The sequence below is a fragment of the Flavobacterium sp. genome (assembly GCF_031363805.1).
Taxonomy (GTDB): Bacteria; Bacteroidota; Bacteroidia; order Flavobacteriales; family Flavobacteriaceae; genus Flavobacterium.
The window spans coordinates 18,694-32,483 of sequence record NZ_JANLVD010000017.1 but is presented as its reverse complement, the minus strand read 5'-3'; the positions used below and the strand labels follow the sequence as shown (position 1 = coordinate 32,483).

The following is a 13,790-nucleotide window of genomic DNA, read 5'->3' as shown; positions in this document are numbered from 1 at the left end:
AAATGGAATTAAATGTGATGAAGAAAATTAAAATAATTATTTTAAAGAAAATACAGTATTTCCTATAATATTGGTACCCGAATAAATATTAATTTCATAATCACCTTTTACAATATCCGTTTTATTAGGATCAACAAAAACACATACATCTAATTCGTCATTGTCATAATAAATATTAGTTTTTGCACTGTAATACAACGATTTATCACCAATTTCTAAATATTCTCCATTCTTACAAACCACCTTGTTTTTAGGATTGATGATTTGAATGAAAATATCTTTTCCGCCCTTTAAAGTGGCTCTGTTTTCTAGCAATGTGAAACAAACTTTTATTTGTTCTGTTGCCATAAAACGTTTTGTCTCAATGATATTATTTGAGACAATTTTAATTCCGTTTGCATACACATTTGTGGCAGTTAAATTTTTTGAAACAGATATAATGTTTTCATTATAATCATTTTGTTTCTGCAAAGAAGAATTTTTAGCTATTAAAAAGCTGAGCTGATTCGAAATATTTTTATTTTCTTCAATTTGTATCTCAAGAATTTTTTTGAGAGAATCAATTTTTCTAATGTAATTTTCTACAATAATATTGGATGTTTTTTTGTTGTTGAAATTTGTTGTTTTTTTGGAATTCAAATTCTTAATTAAAACTTCTTCTTTAATCTGAGAATTTATAGACACAATAAGATTCTTATTTTTTATAATTTCTTTGTCATATCGATACAAAATTTCTTTTAACTCATTCACATAAGTGTTTTTGTCCAATAAGTTTGTGTCTTTTAATTTTTGATTGTGGTTTTCGCTATCGTAGTATTTTACTGCAAAAACTATTGATGCAGACAAAAAAACTATCGATGTAAGCTTAATCACAGCTAGTGAAGTTCTTACGGTCATATTTGGGGGAATATTAAATTTTTATTAAATTTATAGTTTTTATTTGGAATACGAAAAATATAATCGATAAAATGCTTAAAAAACTGTTAAAAATATTTTTTCCTCAAATTTGTTCAAGTTGTTCTTACATTATTTTAGAAAATGAAAATTTTATTTGTACACATTGCAGACATAATTTGCCACTTACCAATTTTCATTTATTGCAAGAAAATGAAGGTTTTAAAAAATTCTATGGAAGGCTTAATTTGAACCATGTTTCATCTATGTTGTTTTATAATAAAAAAGGTATTGTTCAAAAATTGATACACAATTTAAAATACAAAAACCATCAAGAAATAGGTACTATTTTAGGAAATTGGTATGTAGAAGATTTAAAAGAAATTGAAAGTTTGAAAAATATTGATTTTATAATTCCTGTTCCTCTTCATAATAAAAGACTCAAAGAACGCGGTTACAATCAAGTTAGTTCGTTTTGCGAAGCTATTGCAATGGGATTGGATAAAAAAATAGAGAAATCTATATTGTTTAGAGATGAATATAATATGTCGCAATCTAAAAAAAATTTAGTAAACAGAAATTTAATAAGTCATACAACATTTAATGCAAATTATTTGGAAATGCACCATAACAAACACTTTTTGCTCATTGATGATGTTCTGACCACTGGCGCAACACTAGAAGCATGCGGAAGCGAAATTTTAAAAATACCTGGTTCCAAATTGAGTATTGTGACCATTGCAATGTCTATGTCTTAAAAATAAATAAAAATTAAAGGTTAAACTATTTTAAAACATTTGTTTCGATAAAATATAGTCGTTATTTTGCAATTGTTAAAAAGCATTTATGAAAAAATTTAAAGTACTTTTTTTAATTTTATTTACAATATCTATTCTTTTTAGTTGTGCAAAAAGAGGTACAATTACTGGCGGCGATAAAGATATTTTACCTCCAAAAATTACTTCAAGTTCACCTAAAAATTTCACTACAAATTTTGATAAAAAAATTATTAAAATAAATTTTGACGAATACATTAAAGTAAAAGACATTCAGAAACAATTAATAATTTCGCCACCAATGAATATTGCGCCTACTGTTTTGCCACAAGGAACAGCTAGCAAGTTTATTTCCATTAAAATTAATGACACTTTAATTCCAAATACAACTTATAGCTTCAATTTTGGACAAAGCATCACAGATTTTAATGAAGGCAATGCCTATCCGCAATTAAAATATGTGTTTTCTACTGGAATTTTTATCGATTCCTTATCTATTGAAGGAACTATCAAAGATTCGTATGAGAAAAATACAGACAATTTTGTAAATATTTTACTTTATGAAGTAGACGATAAGTACAACGATTCTGTAATTTATAAAAAAACGCCAAGATATATTACCAATACTTTAGACAGTTTAAAAACTTTTAAAATAGAAAATATAAAAGCTGGAAAATACAAATTGATTGCTTTAAAAGAGCCTAATAACAATTATAAATTCGATTCAAATAAAGACAAAATTGCGTTTTACAATCAAACCATAACTATTCCAGATCAGTCAATTTATGAATTGGAATTGTTTAAAGAAAATCTTAAATTCAAGTCAAAAAAACCTGTTCAAGCTTCTGGAAACAGAATCATTATGGGTTATGAAGGCGATGCTAAAAATTTAAACATTACAGCCAAACAAAGAGGGAACATTTTAAAAACAAAAATTACTAAATTTCCTGAAAAAGATTCAGTTCAAGTTTGGTTCGAGCCTATGAAAAACGATTCGATACAAATTGGCGTAGAAAATCTTGATTATAAAAAAGACTATATGGTTAAAATTAAAAACCAGCGTCAAGACACCTTAAAATTAACTTCAAATGCAGCAGCCATATTGCGATTGAACGAAAAGTTTACCATAAAAGCATCCGTTCCATTAGAAAAATTTGATGTTCAAAAAATGAGTTTGACCAAAAAAGATTCTTCCAAAGTAGATTTCAAAACCAATTATGATGATTTTAATCAAAATTTAGAAATTTTATTTACAAGCGAACCTGATGAAAAATATACCTTCAAAATGGTTCCAAAAGCAGTTGAAGATTATTTGGGCAAAGTAAATGATAGCTTGAAATTTTCTTTTTCTACAAAAAGTTTGGCAGATTATGGAAATTTAAAAGTCAATCTTCAAAATGTAAAATCGTTTCCTGTTATTGTAGAACTTACAGATAGCAAAGGTAAAATTTTGGCTGCGCAATACTCTGAAAAACAAACGTCTGTAGAATTTCTACTTATAGAACCGCAAAAATATTCTATGCGTGTTATTTATGATACCAATAAAAATAAACTTCGAGATACGGGAAATTATTTAGAAAAGCTACAGCCCGAGGAAGTCATTCATTTTCCAACAGAAATTGATGTTCGAGCCAATTGGGATGTTGATCAAGCTTTTGATTTGACACTTATTCCAGTTGAACCACCAAAGGAAAAGAAGCCAAAAAAGTAAAATCAGATTAAGTGGACTTAAATTTTATTGCATTGTAAAAATATCCCCGTCGTTTAAAAAACCAAGTTTTTGTCTGGTTTCATTCATGGCATTTTTATCCAAAGTTGTAATAAAAACACCTTCGTTAGCTTCGGGTTTGAAAAGTACATTTCCCAAAAAATCAATGGCTTGTGAGTGTCCAGTGTATTCATTTTTGTTTTCATCAACTCCAATTCTGTTTGCTCCAATAACAAAACACATATTTTCAACAGCTCTGGCTTTTAGGAGAATATCCCAAGCATTAATTCTTGGTTTTGGCCAATTGGCTACGTAAATTATCAGATCATAATCTTCAATATTTCGGGCAAAAACCGGAAATCGCAAATCATAACATATTTGCAAACAAATTTTAAAATCCCGAAACTCAACTATCTTTTTTTGGTTTCCAGCCGTATAAACTTTGTTTTCTCCAGCTAGCGTAAACAAATGTTTTTTGTCGTAAAATTCAATATTTCTATCGGGGGAAACAAAAATCATCCGGTTGTAAAAATTGTTATTTTCTGCAATAACTAAACTGCCCGTTATGGCGCAATTTTTTGCTTTCGCTAATGATTCTAATAATTGAATGCTTTCGCCAGACATTGTTTCTGCAACAATCTCTGGATTCATGGTAAAACCCGAGGTGAACATTTCTGTCAAAACTATCAAATCTATATTTTCTGAAATCGAATTAATTTTTTGCTCGAAATGTTTTCGGTTTTCTGATGGATTTTCCCAAAATAATTGGGTTTGAATTATGGCGATTTTCATTTGATAAAAATAGTGAAAATCGCTTTAAAACATCTCTAAATCAGAATTATTAAATCTTCGAAAAAATAAGTTTGTGTTTTGAAATGAAAATTCTCCAGATAATGAAACCGACAAATCTGATAAATGCTTGTTCATCACTTTTATAGAATTTTTCAAAATATACTTTTGATTCTTTTTTTGATTTTCAACTTTTTTATGATTATTGTTAAATAGATTTTTCATAGTTATTCAATTTTAAAATTGTATTTAAAACCTAAATTTATCATGCTGTTGGTATTGTAAATAGAAGAGAAAAATAAACTTTTTGTTCTGCCTTTTATAACGCCTGAATATGATTCAACATTTAAAAAGACACCAATTTTTTTTGAAATAAAGTAATTGAATCCGTATCCAGCATTAAAACTTGCATACTGTTTTGAATTATACTTCGAATAATTTTCATTATCAGAATAAAAATATTTGCTTTTAGTTTCAAAATTATAGTTTATACCTAAGTTTAAATTTCCGCTAAAATTTTTCCAGATTCTAAATTCCCATTTAATATTTAAAGGCAATGTTATTACTGCGCCATCAAATTTTCCAAAATCTTCATTATAATCAAATAATCCAGTAAAGTCTGGTTCCATTCCGTGAGAAGTCGTATTGCTCTTGTACGATGGTAGAAAATAAGATAATCCTGTTCTAAAATATTTAATTCTTCCTGTCAAACTCCAATGTCTTCCTGTATAATATTCAGCGAGAATTCCTCCTTGAAAAGATTTATTTGGTTCTCCAAGTGTATAAGATGTTATTTTGTTTGATCCTATTTCCACACCAAAATACCAATTTCCACTTGCATTTACAATTTTTGAGGGTTCAATATCTTGACTGTTTACAAAAAATGGTGTTAATAAGAGTAAAAATAATTTTCTCATCGTTTTTCATTTTTGAAATTATATTTAACACCGAAGTTTAAAAGTGAATTTGAATTGGCAGCATCTTTTTGTCTTCTACTTATTCCTTGATAAGTTTCAAAATTAAAAAAAACACCTATTTTTTTTGAAATAAAATAATTTATACCATATCCTACATTTAGACTTGTATATTTTTTCTCAAATTCGGAATTAACAGATTGAGAATATTTATATTCAATTTTAGTCTCTATATTATAGTTAGCACCAATATTAAATTGACCACTTAAATTTTTCCAAAGTCTAAACTCCCATTTAATATTTAAAGGCAATGTTATTACTTCGCCTTTAAAATATCCATAACTAGATTCAATTTTATAACCTCCTCCAAAATAACTACTTCCTATTGAAGAACCACTCCCAAATCCTCCAATATATTCTTCTGGTTGATTATAAGATCCGCCAATTTTAAAATATTTGATTCTCCCAGTTAAACTCCAATGTTTTCCAATGTAATATTCTACAAGAATTCCTCCTTGCAAAAAAGTATTTCGCTCGCCTAGTGTATATGATTTTACTATATTTGGTCCAATTTCCGCACCAAAATACCATTCCCCACTTGGGTTTATTATTTCAGAGTTTTTCTTTTCCTGTGCGTTTAAAAAAAAAGGTATTAATATTAGTAATAATAATTTATTCATAATTTTCTTTTTTTAAATTAAATCTATATTGAATTCCAAATTTTAAAATAGGGCTAAAATAAAATTTATAAGTTTCCAAGGATGATTCTCCTCCCCAACTGTTTTTTTCGGTTTTTCTATCGCTGATTGTCCATAATGAACTTGAAAATCCTATTTGAGAAGTTAAAAGCAATTGTTTGTTTTTTAATAACTTATAGTTAAAATTTAATGTTGGATCTAACATAAAGGTTGACTTTCCCGTAAAATCATTTTTTAAATTTGAAAAATAAAGTTTGTCGTTTTTTGTTGAATAACTCGTAATTATGAAATAAGATAACTTCAATGAATATCCAAAATCAAAATTTGTTCTTGCTTTTGCAATATTAAATTGAGCAAAAATTTTAGAATAATTTTGTTCCAAAAAATCTTTTTCATCAGTATAGTTTGCTGAGTATTGACTAGTCCGAAATTTTTGCAACTCACACCCGAATAATAATTCTGTATTTTCAAACTTCCTTAATTTTGCAATCTTTTGTATTCCAAAACCAATACTGTATCCAAAATTTATAATATCAATTTTTTGCTCGTCACCAAATAGTACTTTGTAAGTTGAAGTAGAATTGTTATCATTATAAGTTCCAAATAAGAAATACTTATTTGTTAAATTGTAAATAACTTGTGTTTGTTTATTTCTAAGCTCGTAGCTAACGCCAATATCTAAAACATTAGATTTTTCATTTAGGTTAGTAATATTTGAAGTTGCTTTGTATGCATGTGAGGTTAATCCTAAGATGTCTTGCTGTCCATTCATTAAAAAAGGAATAAATAAAAACACTAATATCCTACTCATAATTTTAAGTTTTTATAACAACCCAAAATTAAAAATACCACAAAATAAAATGTCCCAATTTATACAAATGGTATAAATTAGGACAAGGTTGTATTATTCAGGACAAAAAAATTTACAAATTTTGTTTTTTGAATTCAGATGGTGTAGCGTCTGTAAATTTCTTGAAGGAAGTATAAAATGCTGATTTTGAATTGAAACCACATTCAAAACCGATGGCTTCAATATTATAATCGTTGTATTTTGGTTCCAGCAATAATAGTTTTGCCTTTTCAATTCGCAATTGATTAATATAATCTGAAAAGTTAAATTCGCTTTGATTATTGATAATATTGGACACTTTAGTGGTGCTCATTTTTGTTTCTGAAGCCAAAACATCCAAGCTAAAAGCTGGATCTAAAAATCGATTGTTGTTTTCAATATGTTCTTTAATAATTAAAAACTGATTTTCTTTTGCATCATTATGAATTGGAATCTCATTTTTTGGCAATACAACTACGTTTTCATTTTCCAACGCCATATCTTTTCTTATTTGTATGCGCTGTGTTAAAATTCTATAATTGAAAAACCCCTGATAACCAATCCAATACAAAATAATTGAACAGCTCAAACGCATTGGATAATATATGTAAATTTCTGGATTCAATACTTTACTAATATTTGATACAATGGCTGTGAGCCACAACAAAATGACTAAACTGCCCAAAGCCATAAATATTTTTAGCCATTTTACATTATCATAGCTCAATACATATTGGTATAAATTTGCATACCTGAACAACAATAAAAATGCTTTTGCATATAAAAAAATTGCAAAACCTGCATTCACAATTTCTTCAATTTGAGAATATTTTGCAACAATATAGCTGTTGTTTTCGTCAAAATACAGTGGAATAAAAGCCAATCGGATAGCAATTTCTGTCAAAAAAAGCCCAATAGTTATGGGAACAAACGAATAGATTTTCTGTTCAATTTTTAAATAATAGGTGAGAAATGTATAAAAGCAAGGAAAAATAAGCAAATACCACGGAATTAATAATTTTCTGAAGTAGAAATTGACTTCCAAAATTCCGCTGTCAACCACTACTATTTGGATGTTATTAAGCGTTAAAAACAAAATAACTAAAACCAAATAAACCACAGATTTATGTTTCCCACGCTTTGAGAATGTGGTAGAGAACACAAACGAAATGCCAAGAATAATTCCTGCAATCATCAGAAAATTGAAAATGGTTTTGGCTATTACTAGATTCATTTTAGGGGTAAAAATTCATTTCAAATATAAACCAAATGACTTTAATAAAAAAACGCATCTCAAATGAAGTACGTTTTAAATATTATTAGCCTTTAAAAATCAAAGTTTATTTTTAACTCGTTATTTACCAATCAATTATTGGTAACAAAAAGAGTTTTTAAATTAAAAACCATAATTAAAACCCAAACCAAAAATTTCTCTTACTTGAACTGCTTTTATTGCATTGTCATCATAAATGGCTTGCATTGATAAATTTGCAGAAATGTATTTATTAACGTTCATAACTAAATTCATTTGATAATCAACATCAACATTTTGTGGTTTTTCCAAATAGTTGGAATATAAATTTAAAATATTTTCCATTGAAATATTTTCCATTAAATTTAGTTTGTAGTAAGCATTTAATGCTGCACCAAATTCAAAACGTGAAGTTTTTCCTTGTTCCACACCAAATGAAGAACCAAATTGACTGAATTGATCATTCACAAAAATTAATCTAGAAGTGGATGGTGCAATATTTACTTTCAAATTATCGCTTCTTTTCCACAACATACCTGGACCAACTTGCAAATAAGCTGGTGAGAAAAAGTGTGAAATTTTTGTTTTTACGCCAGAATTAACAAGAAATCCTGAATCCATTTGGGTTTTAAAATTCAAGAAACCCGAATAATACCAGTAGCCTTGACCTGCTTTTTTCCCATAAAGTGAAGTAAATTCTATTCTATCGTCAGATTTAGTAGTAGGTTGGTCTTTAAGTTTGGTGATTCCATAAGCCAATATTATTTTGTTGTCCCAAACCGAAGTTGAAGTATTATAATTGAAATCATAATTGAGCCCAAAATTTCCAGCCATGTTTGATGTGCCACCACCCAACCATTCATTGTTAAACGAAGCTTGATTGAATAAAAATGTAAAATTTCCAGCTTTTTTCCAACCTAAAGCAGTTGTGTCTAAAGCTTTTTCGGATGCTTTCGCTGATTTTTCTAATAATTCCTTTTCGTTTGTTTGGGCTATCAAATTTAAACTTGAAAGTAAAATGGAAGCTCCTAAAATTAATTTTTTCATTTTGTTTGTTTTATTGTTGCTACAAAGCTAGAATAAAAAACAAAATATAAGAAAAATAGTAATATAAAAATCGTTAAACAGCAAATATTAACGCCAAAAGGTTGATAAAATGATTTTTTTGATGAATTTATTTCCTTTTAAAGAGCGGAACGGCTGAACAAGCTTCACCATACATAATGCTTTTTGCAAATGGTTGTAGTTTTTGCATAGCCATTATATAAGCACTTTCTGGTACTGGTTTTTTTGAACAACCTTTTATAATAACGGGTTTATTTTGATAGATAGAATAATCTAACATAAAAAGTTTTTCTTGAAAAAGTGCAGTTTCCAAATCAATGAAGTTGCCAACGACTACTTTTTTTGCAATTTCAAAAAGATAGCTTGTCACCAAAATAGTTGCCCAGGCTGGAATGATAGCCTCTGTTGAACAGGAAATAGCGACTAAATGATTTTGATAGTTTTGCCAACTATGATTTTTTAAAGCTTCTCGAAAATCTTTTTCTTTAAGAATGTAGCCTTCGTAAAGCCATTCGGAAATATCGATGTTGGTTCTAATACCAGCAACATAATAATCCTCAAGGTCAAAAACCTCCAAAACACTATTGGCTACTTTGTTGACAATTTCTTCCATGTAAAAAATTTAAAGCATTCCCAATTCCAGTTTGGCTTCTTCACTCATCAAATCTTTGCTCCATGGCGGATCAAAGGTAATTTCTACTTCAGCATCTTTTACATTTTCTAACGATTTTACCTTGTCTTCAACTTCCTTCGGAAGGCTTTCTGCAACCGGACAGTTGGGAGAAGTAAGTGTCATTAAAATTTTAACTTCATAGTCGGTATTAACCATTACATCATAAATTAAACCCAATTCATATATGTCTACTGGAATTTCTGGATCATAAATTGTTTTTAAAACTTTTACAATTTTTTCTCCTAATTCTGTAGTATCTATTTCTTGTTCCATTATATTAATTTTTTAAATTGAATGCTAGTGCATACATTTTTATGTTTTTAATCATTGATACCAAGCCGTTTGCACGAGTTGCTGATAAATGTTCTTTTAGTCCTATTTCATCAATAAAACCCATTTCGGCTTCTAAAATATCAGAGGCTTTTTGGTTGGAAAAAGTTCGGATTAAAATTGCTATTATTCCTTTTGTCAAAATTGCATCACTGTCCGCCGTAAAAACCACTTTATCTTCTTCCTGTTGTCCTTGTAGCCACACTTTTGACTGACAGCCTTTAATGATGTTTTCTTCGGTTTTAAATTCTTCTTTTATGAGCGGAAGATTTTTTCCCAAATCAATAATATATTCGTATCGTTGCATCCAATCATCAAACATTGAAAACTCGTCGACTATTTCTTCTTGAATTTCTTTTATTGTCATTTTTTTTCTGCGATTGAAACCAATTTATTTACTAATTTTTCTATTTCAGCAGGCGGGAAACCATGATCAAAACCACCTCCCACAAATGTTTCTCCATTTTGAATTATGGTTAAATTGGCATGTGCTGCACCGTCATAAAAACGTTTTTCTGTTGGCCATTTTAGGCTTGGCAGAGTTTGTGGTTTTACTGCTTTTAATAACTTGTTTATTTCTGAAGCTTCTGCAGCGGTAATTGAAATTGGGTCTCCTTTTTCTGTATTGTTCCTGTCTTTTGAAACCGATAATTTATCATTTTGAAAAACAATTTTGGCAAAATAACCCCTTGACATGGCTTCATATACTACCATAGTTCCTTTTTCTTGCGTTTCTGTTTTATCGTTTTTTATAATTTCTTCTGTTGGTTTTGTTTCCGAAACTTCAGCTGTTACGGTGTCATTTTTATCAACCATATCTTTTTTGGATTGACAAGATTTTGATACAAATAAACTTAAAAATACTATTGCAAATGTTTTCATATACTGATATTTATTGTTTCCTTTTTATTGTTTTTTAGCCCCGATAGCAGTGGAAATCCTGTCATTGCGATTGCGAAAATAATCATGAGATTGCTTCGTTCCTCGCAATGACAGATTGTAACGGATAGCAGGAATAGCTCCAAATAATTTTAAGACAACATGGTCTTGGCTTTTTTGACAGCTTCTACAAAGATATCAATTTCTTCTTTGGTATTGTAAAATGCAAAACTCGCACGAATGGTTCCTGGAATATTAAAAAAATTCATGATAGGTTGCGCGCAATGGTGACCAGTTCGAACCGCTATTCCGAGTTTATCTACAATCGTGCCAATATCGTAGGGATGAATTCCTTCAATATTAAACGAAATTACAGAAGTCTTTGCTTTTGATGTGCCAAAAATTTTCAATCCTTCGATTGCTAATAATTTTTCTGTTCCGTACGCGAGCAATTCGTTTTCGTAGTCTGCAATATTGTCAAAACCAATTTCATTTAAATAATCTATGGCAGTTCCGAGTACAATGCCGCCTTCAATATTGGGTGTGCCAGCTTCAAATTTGTGTGGCAAGGCTGCATAAGTTGTTTTCTCGAATGACACTTCTTTAATCATTTCGCCACCACCTTGATACGGAGGCAATTTATTGAGCCAATCTTCTTTTCCGTAAAGAATTCCAGTGCCTGTAGGTCCACAAATTTTGTGTCCAGAAAACACATAAAAATCACAATTCAAAGCTTGAACATCTGGTTTGAGATGTGGCGTGGCTTGCGCACCATCTATTAAAACCGCAGCACCAAATTCATGGGCTTGGTCAATCATATATTTAATGGGATTGATGGTTCCCAATGCATTTGAAATATGATTTACTGTTACTATTTTGGTTTTATTATTCAATAATTTATCATATTCGGTCATGATTAATTCGCCATTTTCATTCATGGGAATAACCACCAATTTTGCTCCTGTTTTTTCACATAGCATTTGCCAAGGCACAATATTACTGTGATGTTCCAGAGCAGAAACCAAAATTTCATCGTTTGGTTTTAGGATGGATGCGAATCCGTTGGCAACCAAATTAATGCCATGTGTGGTTCCAGAAGTGAACAATACTTCGTGAGGAAATTTCGCATTAATATGATTTTGAATTTTAGCGCGTGATTCTTCGTAAGCGTCAGTCGCTAATTGGCTCAAAGTATGCACACCTCTATGAATATTAGCGTTTATTTCTTGGTAATATTTGGCAATGGCCTCAATAACAATTTGAGGTTTTTGATTGGTTGCACCATTGTCGAAATAAACTAATGGTTTTCCGTTTACTTTTTGCGTAAGAATTGGAAAGTCGGCTCTTATTTTTTGGATATCTAACATAGTTATTTAGAAAAATTCTAAATACAAAAGTAATCAATATTGAATAGTTTTTATATAGAATTCACGAATTATTACATTTTGTTTAAGTAATTTACAATAGAAATTGATAAATAAAATTTTATAACTTGCCTAAAAATAATTTCAAATGAAAAAAGTATTTCAATTTATTGGTTTGGTAGTTTTGGCAGCTGTTATTTATTACGGATTTGAAACCTATCCAAAATTGGATTTGATTTCGGGATTTTCTGCAAAAAGTATAGCTTCAGGTCATTTTTTGGACAATAGATCTATTGATTTGATTGAAAAAACGGACAATGATATCGATATGATTGACTTGGCAAAGAATGAAGTTGACGATAATAAAAAGTTTGCCACAGCGTCTGTCTACGGATTAAAAAAAAGAAAAGCTATTTATCGAGAAGGTTTGGGCACAACTTTAATCAATGATGATTTTGATGAGGCCAAACCATACTTAACTCCAAAAAGAAATAAAACCAATAGTAATTTGCCTTTTCCCTATGGAAATGTTGAGCCAGAAAAATTTATTTTTGACAATATTGATTATGCAAAATTAAATGCTGCTGTGGCAAATGCTTTTGACAATAAAGGCGAAAAGAAAAAACGCACTCGTTCTGTACTTGTTATTTATAAAGATAAAATTATAGCCGAAAAATATGATAGGGGATTTTCTAAAAATTCCAAAATTTTAGGTTGGTCCATGACGAAAAGTTTGACTGCTACTTATTTTGGAATACTTCAAAAAGAAGGGAAATTTAATATAAATAAACCAGCACCTATTGCGGAATGGCAAAATAATGCTAGAAAAAAAATTACTACAAACGATTTATTACATATGAATTCTGGTTTAGAATGGGATGAAGATTATGGCAAAATATCTGACGCTACCAAAATGCTTTTTCTATCTGAAGATATGACAAAATCTCAAATCAATAAAAAGCAGGTTGGTAAGCCTAATTCTACTTGGAATTATTCGTCAGGTACAACCAATTTATTGTCTGGAATTTTGAGAAATCAGTTCAAAACACACCAAGAATATCTTGATTTTTGGTATGCTTCATTGATTGATAAAATTGGGATGGATTCCATGATTGTCGAAAGCGATATGGCTGGAAACTTTATTGGCTCGTCTTACGGTTGGGCAACGACTCGAGATTGGTCTAAATTTGGATTATTGTATTTGCACAAAGGCAACTGGAATGGCGAACAAATTTTTGACGAAAGCTGGGCAAAATATGTATCTACACCAACCAATGATTCAGAAGGGCAATATGGCGCACATTTTTGGCTGAATGCTGGCGGTAGATATCCAGATTCTCCAAAAGATTTATATTCTGCCAATGGTTTTCAAGGACAAAGAATTTTTATTTTTCCATCGAATGATTTAGTGATTGTGAGAATGGGTTTGAAAGAGGAGGAAGGTTTTGATTTTAATGGGTTTTTGAAGGAGGTTTTGGGGAGTTTTGGGAAATAAATCGTAAAATTTCAGATTAGTTTTTATTGAATAATTAGAATTATATTTACAGAAATAATTCAATTTGGAAATTAAACAAGAACAAATATGGTTGTATAGAATAATTCCGATTCAAAATCTTGAA

At 29.6% G+C, this 13,790-nt stretch carries 16 protein-coding genes; 3 read left to right on the top strand and 13 right to left on the bottom strand.

The window, feature by feature from the left end; all coding sequences use genetic code 11:
• Nucleotides 1-36: 36 nt before the first annotated feature.
• Nucleotides 37-897, bottom strand: a complete 861-nt coding sequence (locus tag RMN92_RS01015) for a hypothetical protein (RefSeq protein ID WP_309607601.1) — start codon at nt 895-897, stop codon at nt 37-39.
• A 71-nt stretch (nt 898-968) separates the two neighbouring features.
• Between RMN92_RS01015 and RMN92_RS01010 the strand changes: the two genes are divergently transcribed.
• Both RMN92_RS01010 and RMN92_RS01005 read left to right on the top strand, forming a co-directional pair.
• Nucleotides 969-1,652, top strand: a complete 684-nt coding sequence (locus RMN92_RS01010; protein WP_309607600.1) for a ComF family protein — start codon at nt 969-971, stop codon at nt 1,650-1,652.
• 88 nt (nt 1,653-1,740) lie between these two features.
• Nucleotides 1,741-3,381, top strand: a complete 1,641-nt coding sequence (locus RMN92_RS01005; protein ID WP_309607599.1) for an Ig-like domain-containing protein — start codon at nt 1,741-1,743, stop codon at nt 3,379-3,381.
• A gap of 24 nt (nt 3,382-3,405) precedes the next feature.
• Here the strand turns inward: RMN92_RS01005 and RMN92_RS01000 are convergent, their stop codons facing one another.
• The 12 genes from RMN92_RS01000 to RMN92_RS00945 form a co-directional block, all read right to left on the bottom strand.
• Entirely contained in the window at nt 3,406-4,170 is a 765-nt protein-coding gene (locus tag RMN92_RS01000; protein WP_309607598.1) for a nitrilase family protein, read from the bottom strand.
• A 24-nt stretch (nt 4,171-4,194) separates the two neighbouring features.
• A complete protein-coding gene (locus RMN92_RS00995; RefSeq protein ID WP_309607597.1) occupies nt 4,195-4,392 on the bottom strand; it encodes a hypothetical protein in 198 nt (65 codons plus the stop codon).
• A gap of 2 nt (nt 4,393-4,394) precedes the next feature.
• Complete coding sequence (locus tag RMN92_RS00990) at nt 4,395-5,084, bottom strand: outer membrane beta-barrel protein (protein ID WP_309607596.1); 690 nt, start codon at nt 5,082-5,084, stop codon at nt 4,395-4,397.
• On the bottom strand, nt 5,081-5,761 hold the full coding sequence (locus RMN92_RS00985; RefSeq protein ID WP_309607595.1) for an outer membrane beta-barrel protein: 681 nt from the start codon (nt 5,759-5,761) through the stop codon (nt 5,081-5,083). The genes RMN92_RS00990 and RMN92_RS00985 overlap by 4 nt, the downstream gene beginning before the upstream one ends.
• Nucleotides 5,754-6,590 (bottom strand): hypothetical protein, encoded by an 837-nt coding sequence (locus RMN92_RS00980; protein ID WP_309607594.1) that lies wholly within the window; start codon nt 6,588-6,590, stop codon nt 5,754-5,756. The genes RMN92_RS00985 and RMN92_RS00980 overlap by 8 nt, the downstream gene beginning before the upstream one ends.
• A 112-nt stretch (nt 6,591-6,702) precedes the next feature.
• Entirely contained in the window at nt 6,703-7,842 is a 1,140-nt protein-coding gene (locus RMN92_RS00975) for an AraC family transcriptional regulator (RefSeq protein WP_309607593.1), read from the bottom strand.
• Between the two features lie 162 nt (nt 7,843-8,004).
• Complete coding sequence (locus RMN92_RS00970; protein ID WP_309607592.1) at nt 8,005-8,907, bottom strand: DUF3078 domain-containing protein; 903 nt, start codon at nt 8,905-8,907, stop codon at nt 8,005-8,007.
• Between the two features lie 127 nt (nt 8,908-9,034).
• Nucleotides 9,035-9,538 carry a DUF2480 family protein gene (locus tag RMN92_RS00965; RefSeq protein ID WP_309607591.1) on the bottom strand — a complete coding sequence of 168 codons (504 nt, stop codon included), beginning with the start codon at nt 9,536-9,538 and terminating at the stop codon, nt 9,035-9,037.
• 9 nt (nt 9,539-9,547) lie between these two features.
• Nucleotides 9,548-9,871 carry an SUF system Fe-S cluster assembly protein gene (locus RMN92_RS00960; RefSeq protein ID WP_309607590.1) on the bottom strand — a complete coding sequence of 108 codons (324 nt, stop codon included), beginning with the start codon at nt 9,869-9,871 and terminating at the stop codon, nt 9,548-9,550.
• Nucleotides 9,872-9,875: 4 nt separating this feature from the next.
• A complete protein-coding gene (locus RMN92_RS00955; protein ID WP_309607589.1) occupies nt 9,876-10,295 on the bottom strand; it encodes a SufE family protein in 420 nt (139 codons plus the stop codon).
• A complete protein-coding gene (locus RMN92_RS00950; protein WP_309607588.1) occupies nt 10,292-10,810 on the bottom strand; it encodes a hypothetical protein in 519 nt (172 codons plus the stop codon). The genes RMN92_RS00955 and RMN92_RS00950 overlap by 4 nt, the downstream gene beginning before the upstream one ends.
• A 149-nt stretch (nt 10,811-10,959) precedes the next feature.
• Complete coding sequence (locus tag RMN92_RS00945; protein ID WP_309607587.1) at nt 10,960-12,174, bottom strand: cysteine desulfurase; 1,215 nt, start codon at nt 12,172-12,174, stop codon at nt 10,960-10,962.
• A gap of 145 nt (nt 12,175-12,319) precedes the next feature.
• Here RMN92_RS00945 and RMN92_RS00940 point away from each other — a divergent pair, with 145 nt between their 5' ends.
• Nucleotides 12,320-13,666, top strand: coding sequence for a serine hydrolase (locus RMN92_RS00940; protein ID WP_309607586.1), 1,347 nt, complete (start codon nt 12,320-12,322; stop codon nt 13,664-13,666).
• Nucleotides 13,667-13,790: the final 124 nt, after the last annotated feature.

What these genes read in the sequence shown, in the direction of transcription:
- RMN92_RS00980 (WP_309607594.1), bottom strand. Translation starts at nt 6,590, where the DNA reads ATGAGTAGGATATTAGTGTTTTTATTTATTCCTTTTTTAATGAATGGA.
- RMN92_RS00975 (WP_309607593.1), bottom strand. Translation starts at nt 7,842, where the DNA reads ATGAATCTAGTAATAGCCAAAACCATTTTCAATTTTCTGATGATTGCA.
- RMN92_RS00940 (WP_309607586.1), top strand. Translation starts at nt 12,320, where the DNA reads ATGAAAAAAGTATTTCAATTTATTGGTTTGGTAGTTTTGGCAGCTGTT.
- RMN92_RS00950 (WP_309607588.1), bottom strand. Translation starts at nt 10,810, where the DNA reads ATGAAAACATTTGCAATAGTATTTTTAAGTTTATTTGTATCAAAATCT.
- RMN92_RS00990 (WP_309607596.1), bottom strand. Translation starts at nt 5,084, where the DNA reads ATGAGAAAATTATTTTTACTCTTATTAACACCATTTTTTGTAAACAGT.
- RMN92_RS00995 (WP_309607597.1), bottom strand. Translation starts at nt 4,392, where the DNA reads ATGAAAAATCTATTTAACAATAATCATAAAAAAGTTGAAAATCAAAAA.
- RMN92_RS00945 (WP_309607587.1), bottom strand. Translation starts at nt 12,174, where the DNA reads ATGTTAGATATCCAAAAAATAAGAGCCGACTTTCCAATTCTTACGCAA.
- RMN92_RS01000 (WP_309607598.1), bottom strand. Translation starts at nt 4,170, where the DNA reads ATGAAAATCGCCATAATTCAAACCCAATTATTTTGGGAAAATCCATCA.
- RMN92_RS00985 (WP_309607595.1), bottom strand. Translation starts at nt 5,761, where the DNA reads ATGAATAAATTATTATTACTAATATTAATACCTTTTTTTTTAAACGCA.
- RMN92_RS00970 (WP_309607592.1), bottom strand. Translation starts at nt 8,907, where the DNA reads ATGAAAAAATTAATTTTAGGAGCTTCCATTTTACTTTCAAGTTTAAAT.
- RMN92_RS01005 (WP_309607599.1), top strand. Translation starts at nt 1,741, where the DNA reads ATGAAAAAATTTAAAGTACTTTTTTTAATTTTATTTACAATATCTATT.
- RMN92_RS00960 (WP_309607590.1), bottom strand. Translation starts at nt 9,871, where the DNA reads ATGGAACAAGAAATAGATACTACAGAATTAGGAGAAAAAATTGTAAAA.
- RMN92_RS00965 (WP_309607591.1), bottom strand. Translation starts at nt 9,538, where the DNA reads ATGGAAGAAATTGTCAACAAAGTAGCCAATAGTGTTTTGGAGGTTTTT.
- RMN92_RS01010 (WP_309607600.1), top strand. Translation starts at nt 969, where the DNA reads ATGCTTAAAAAACTGTTAAAAATATTTTTTCCTCAAATTTGTTCAAGT.
- RMN92_RS00955 (WP_309607589.1), bottom strand. Translation starts at nt 10,295, where the DNA reads ATGACAATAAAAGAAATTCAAGAAGAAATAGTCGACGAGTTTTCAATG.
- RMN92_RS01015 (WP_309607601.1), bottom strand. Translation starts at nt 897, where the DNA reads ATGACCGTAAGAACTTCACTAGCTGTGATTAAGCTTACATCGATAGTT.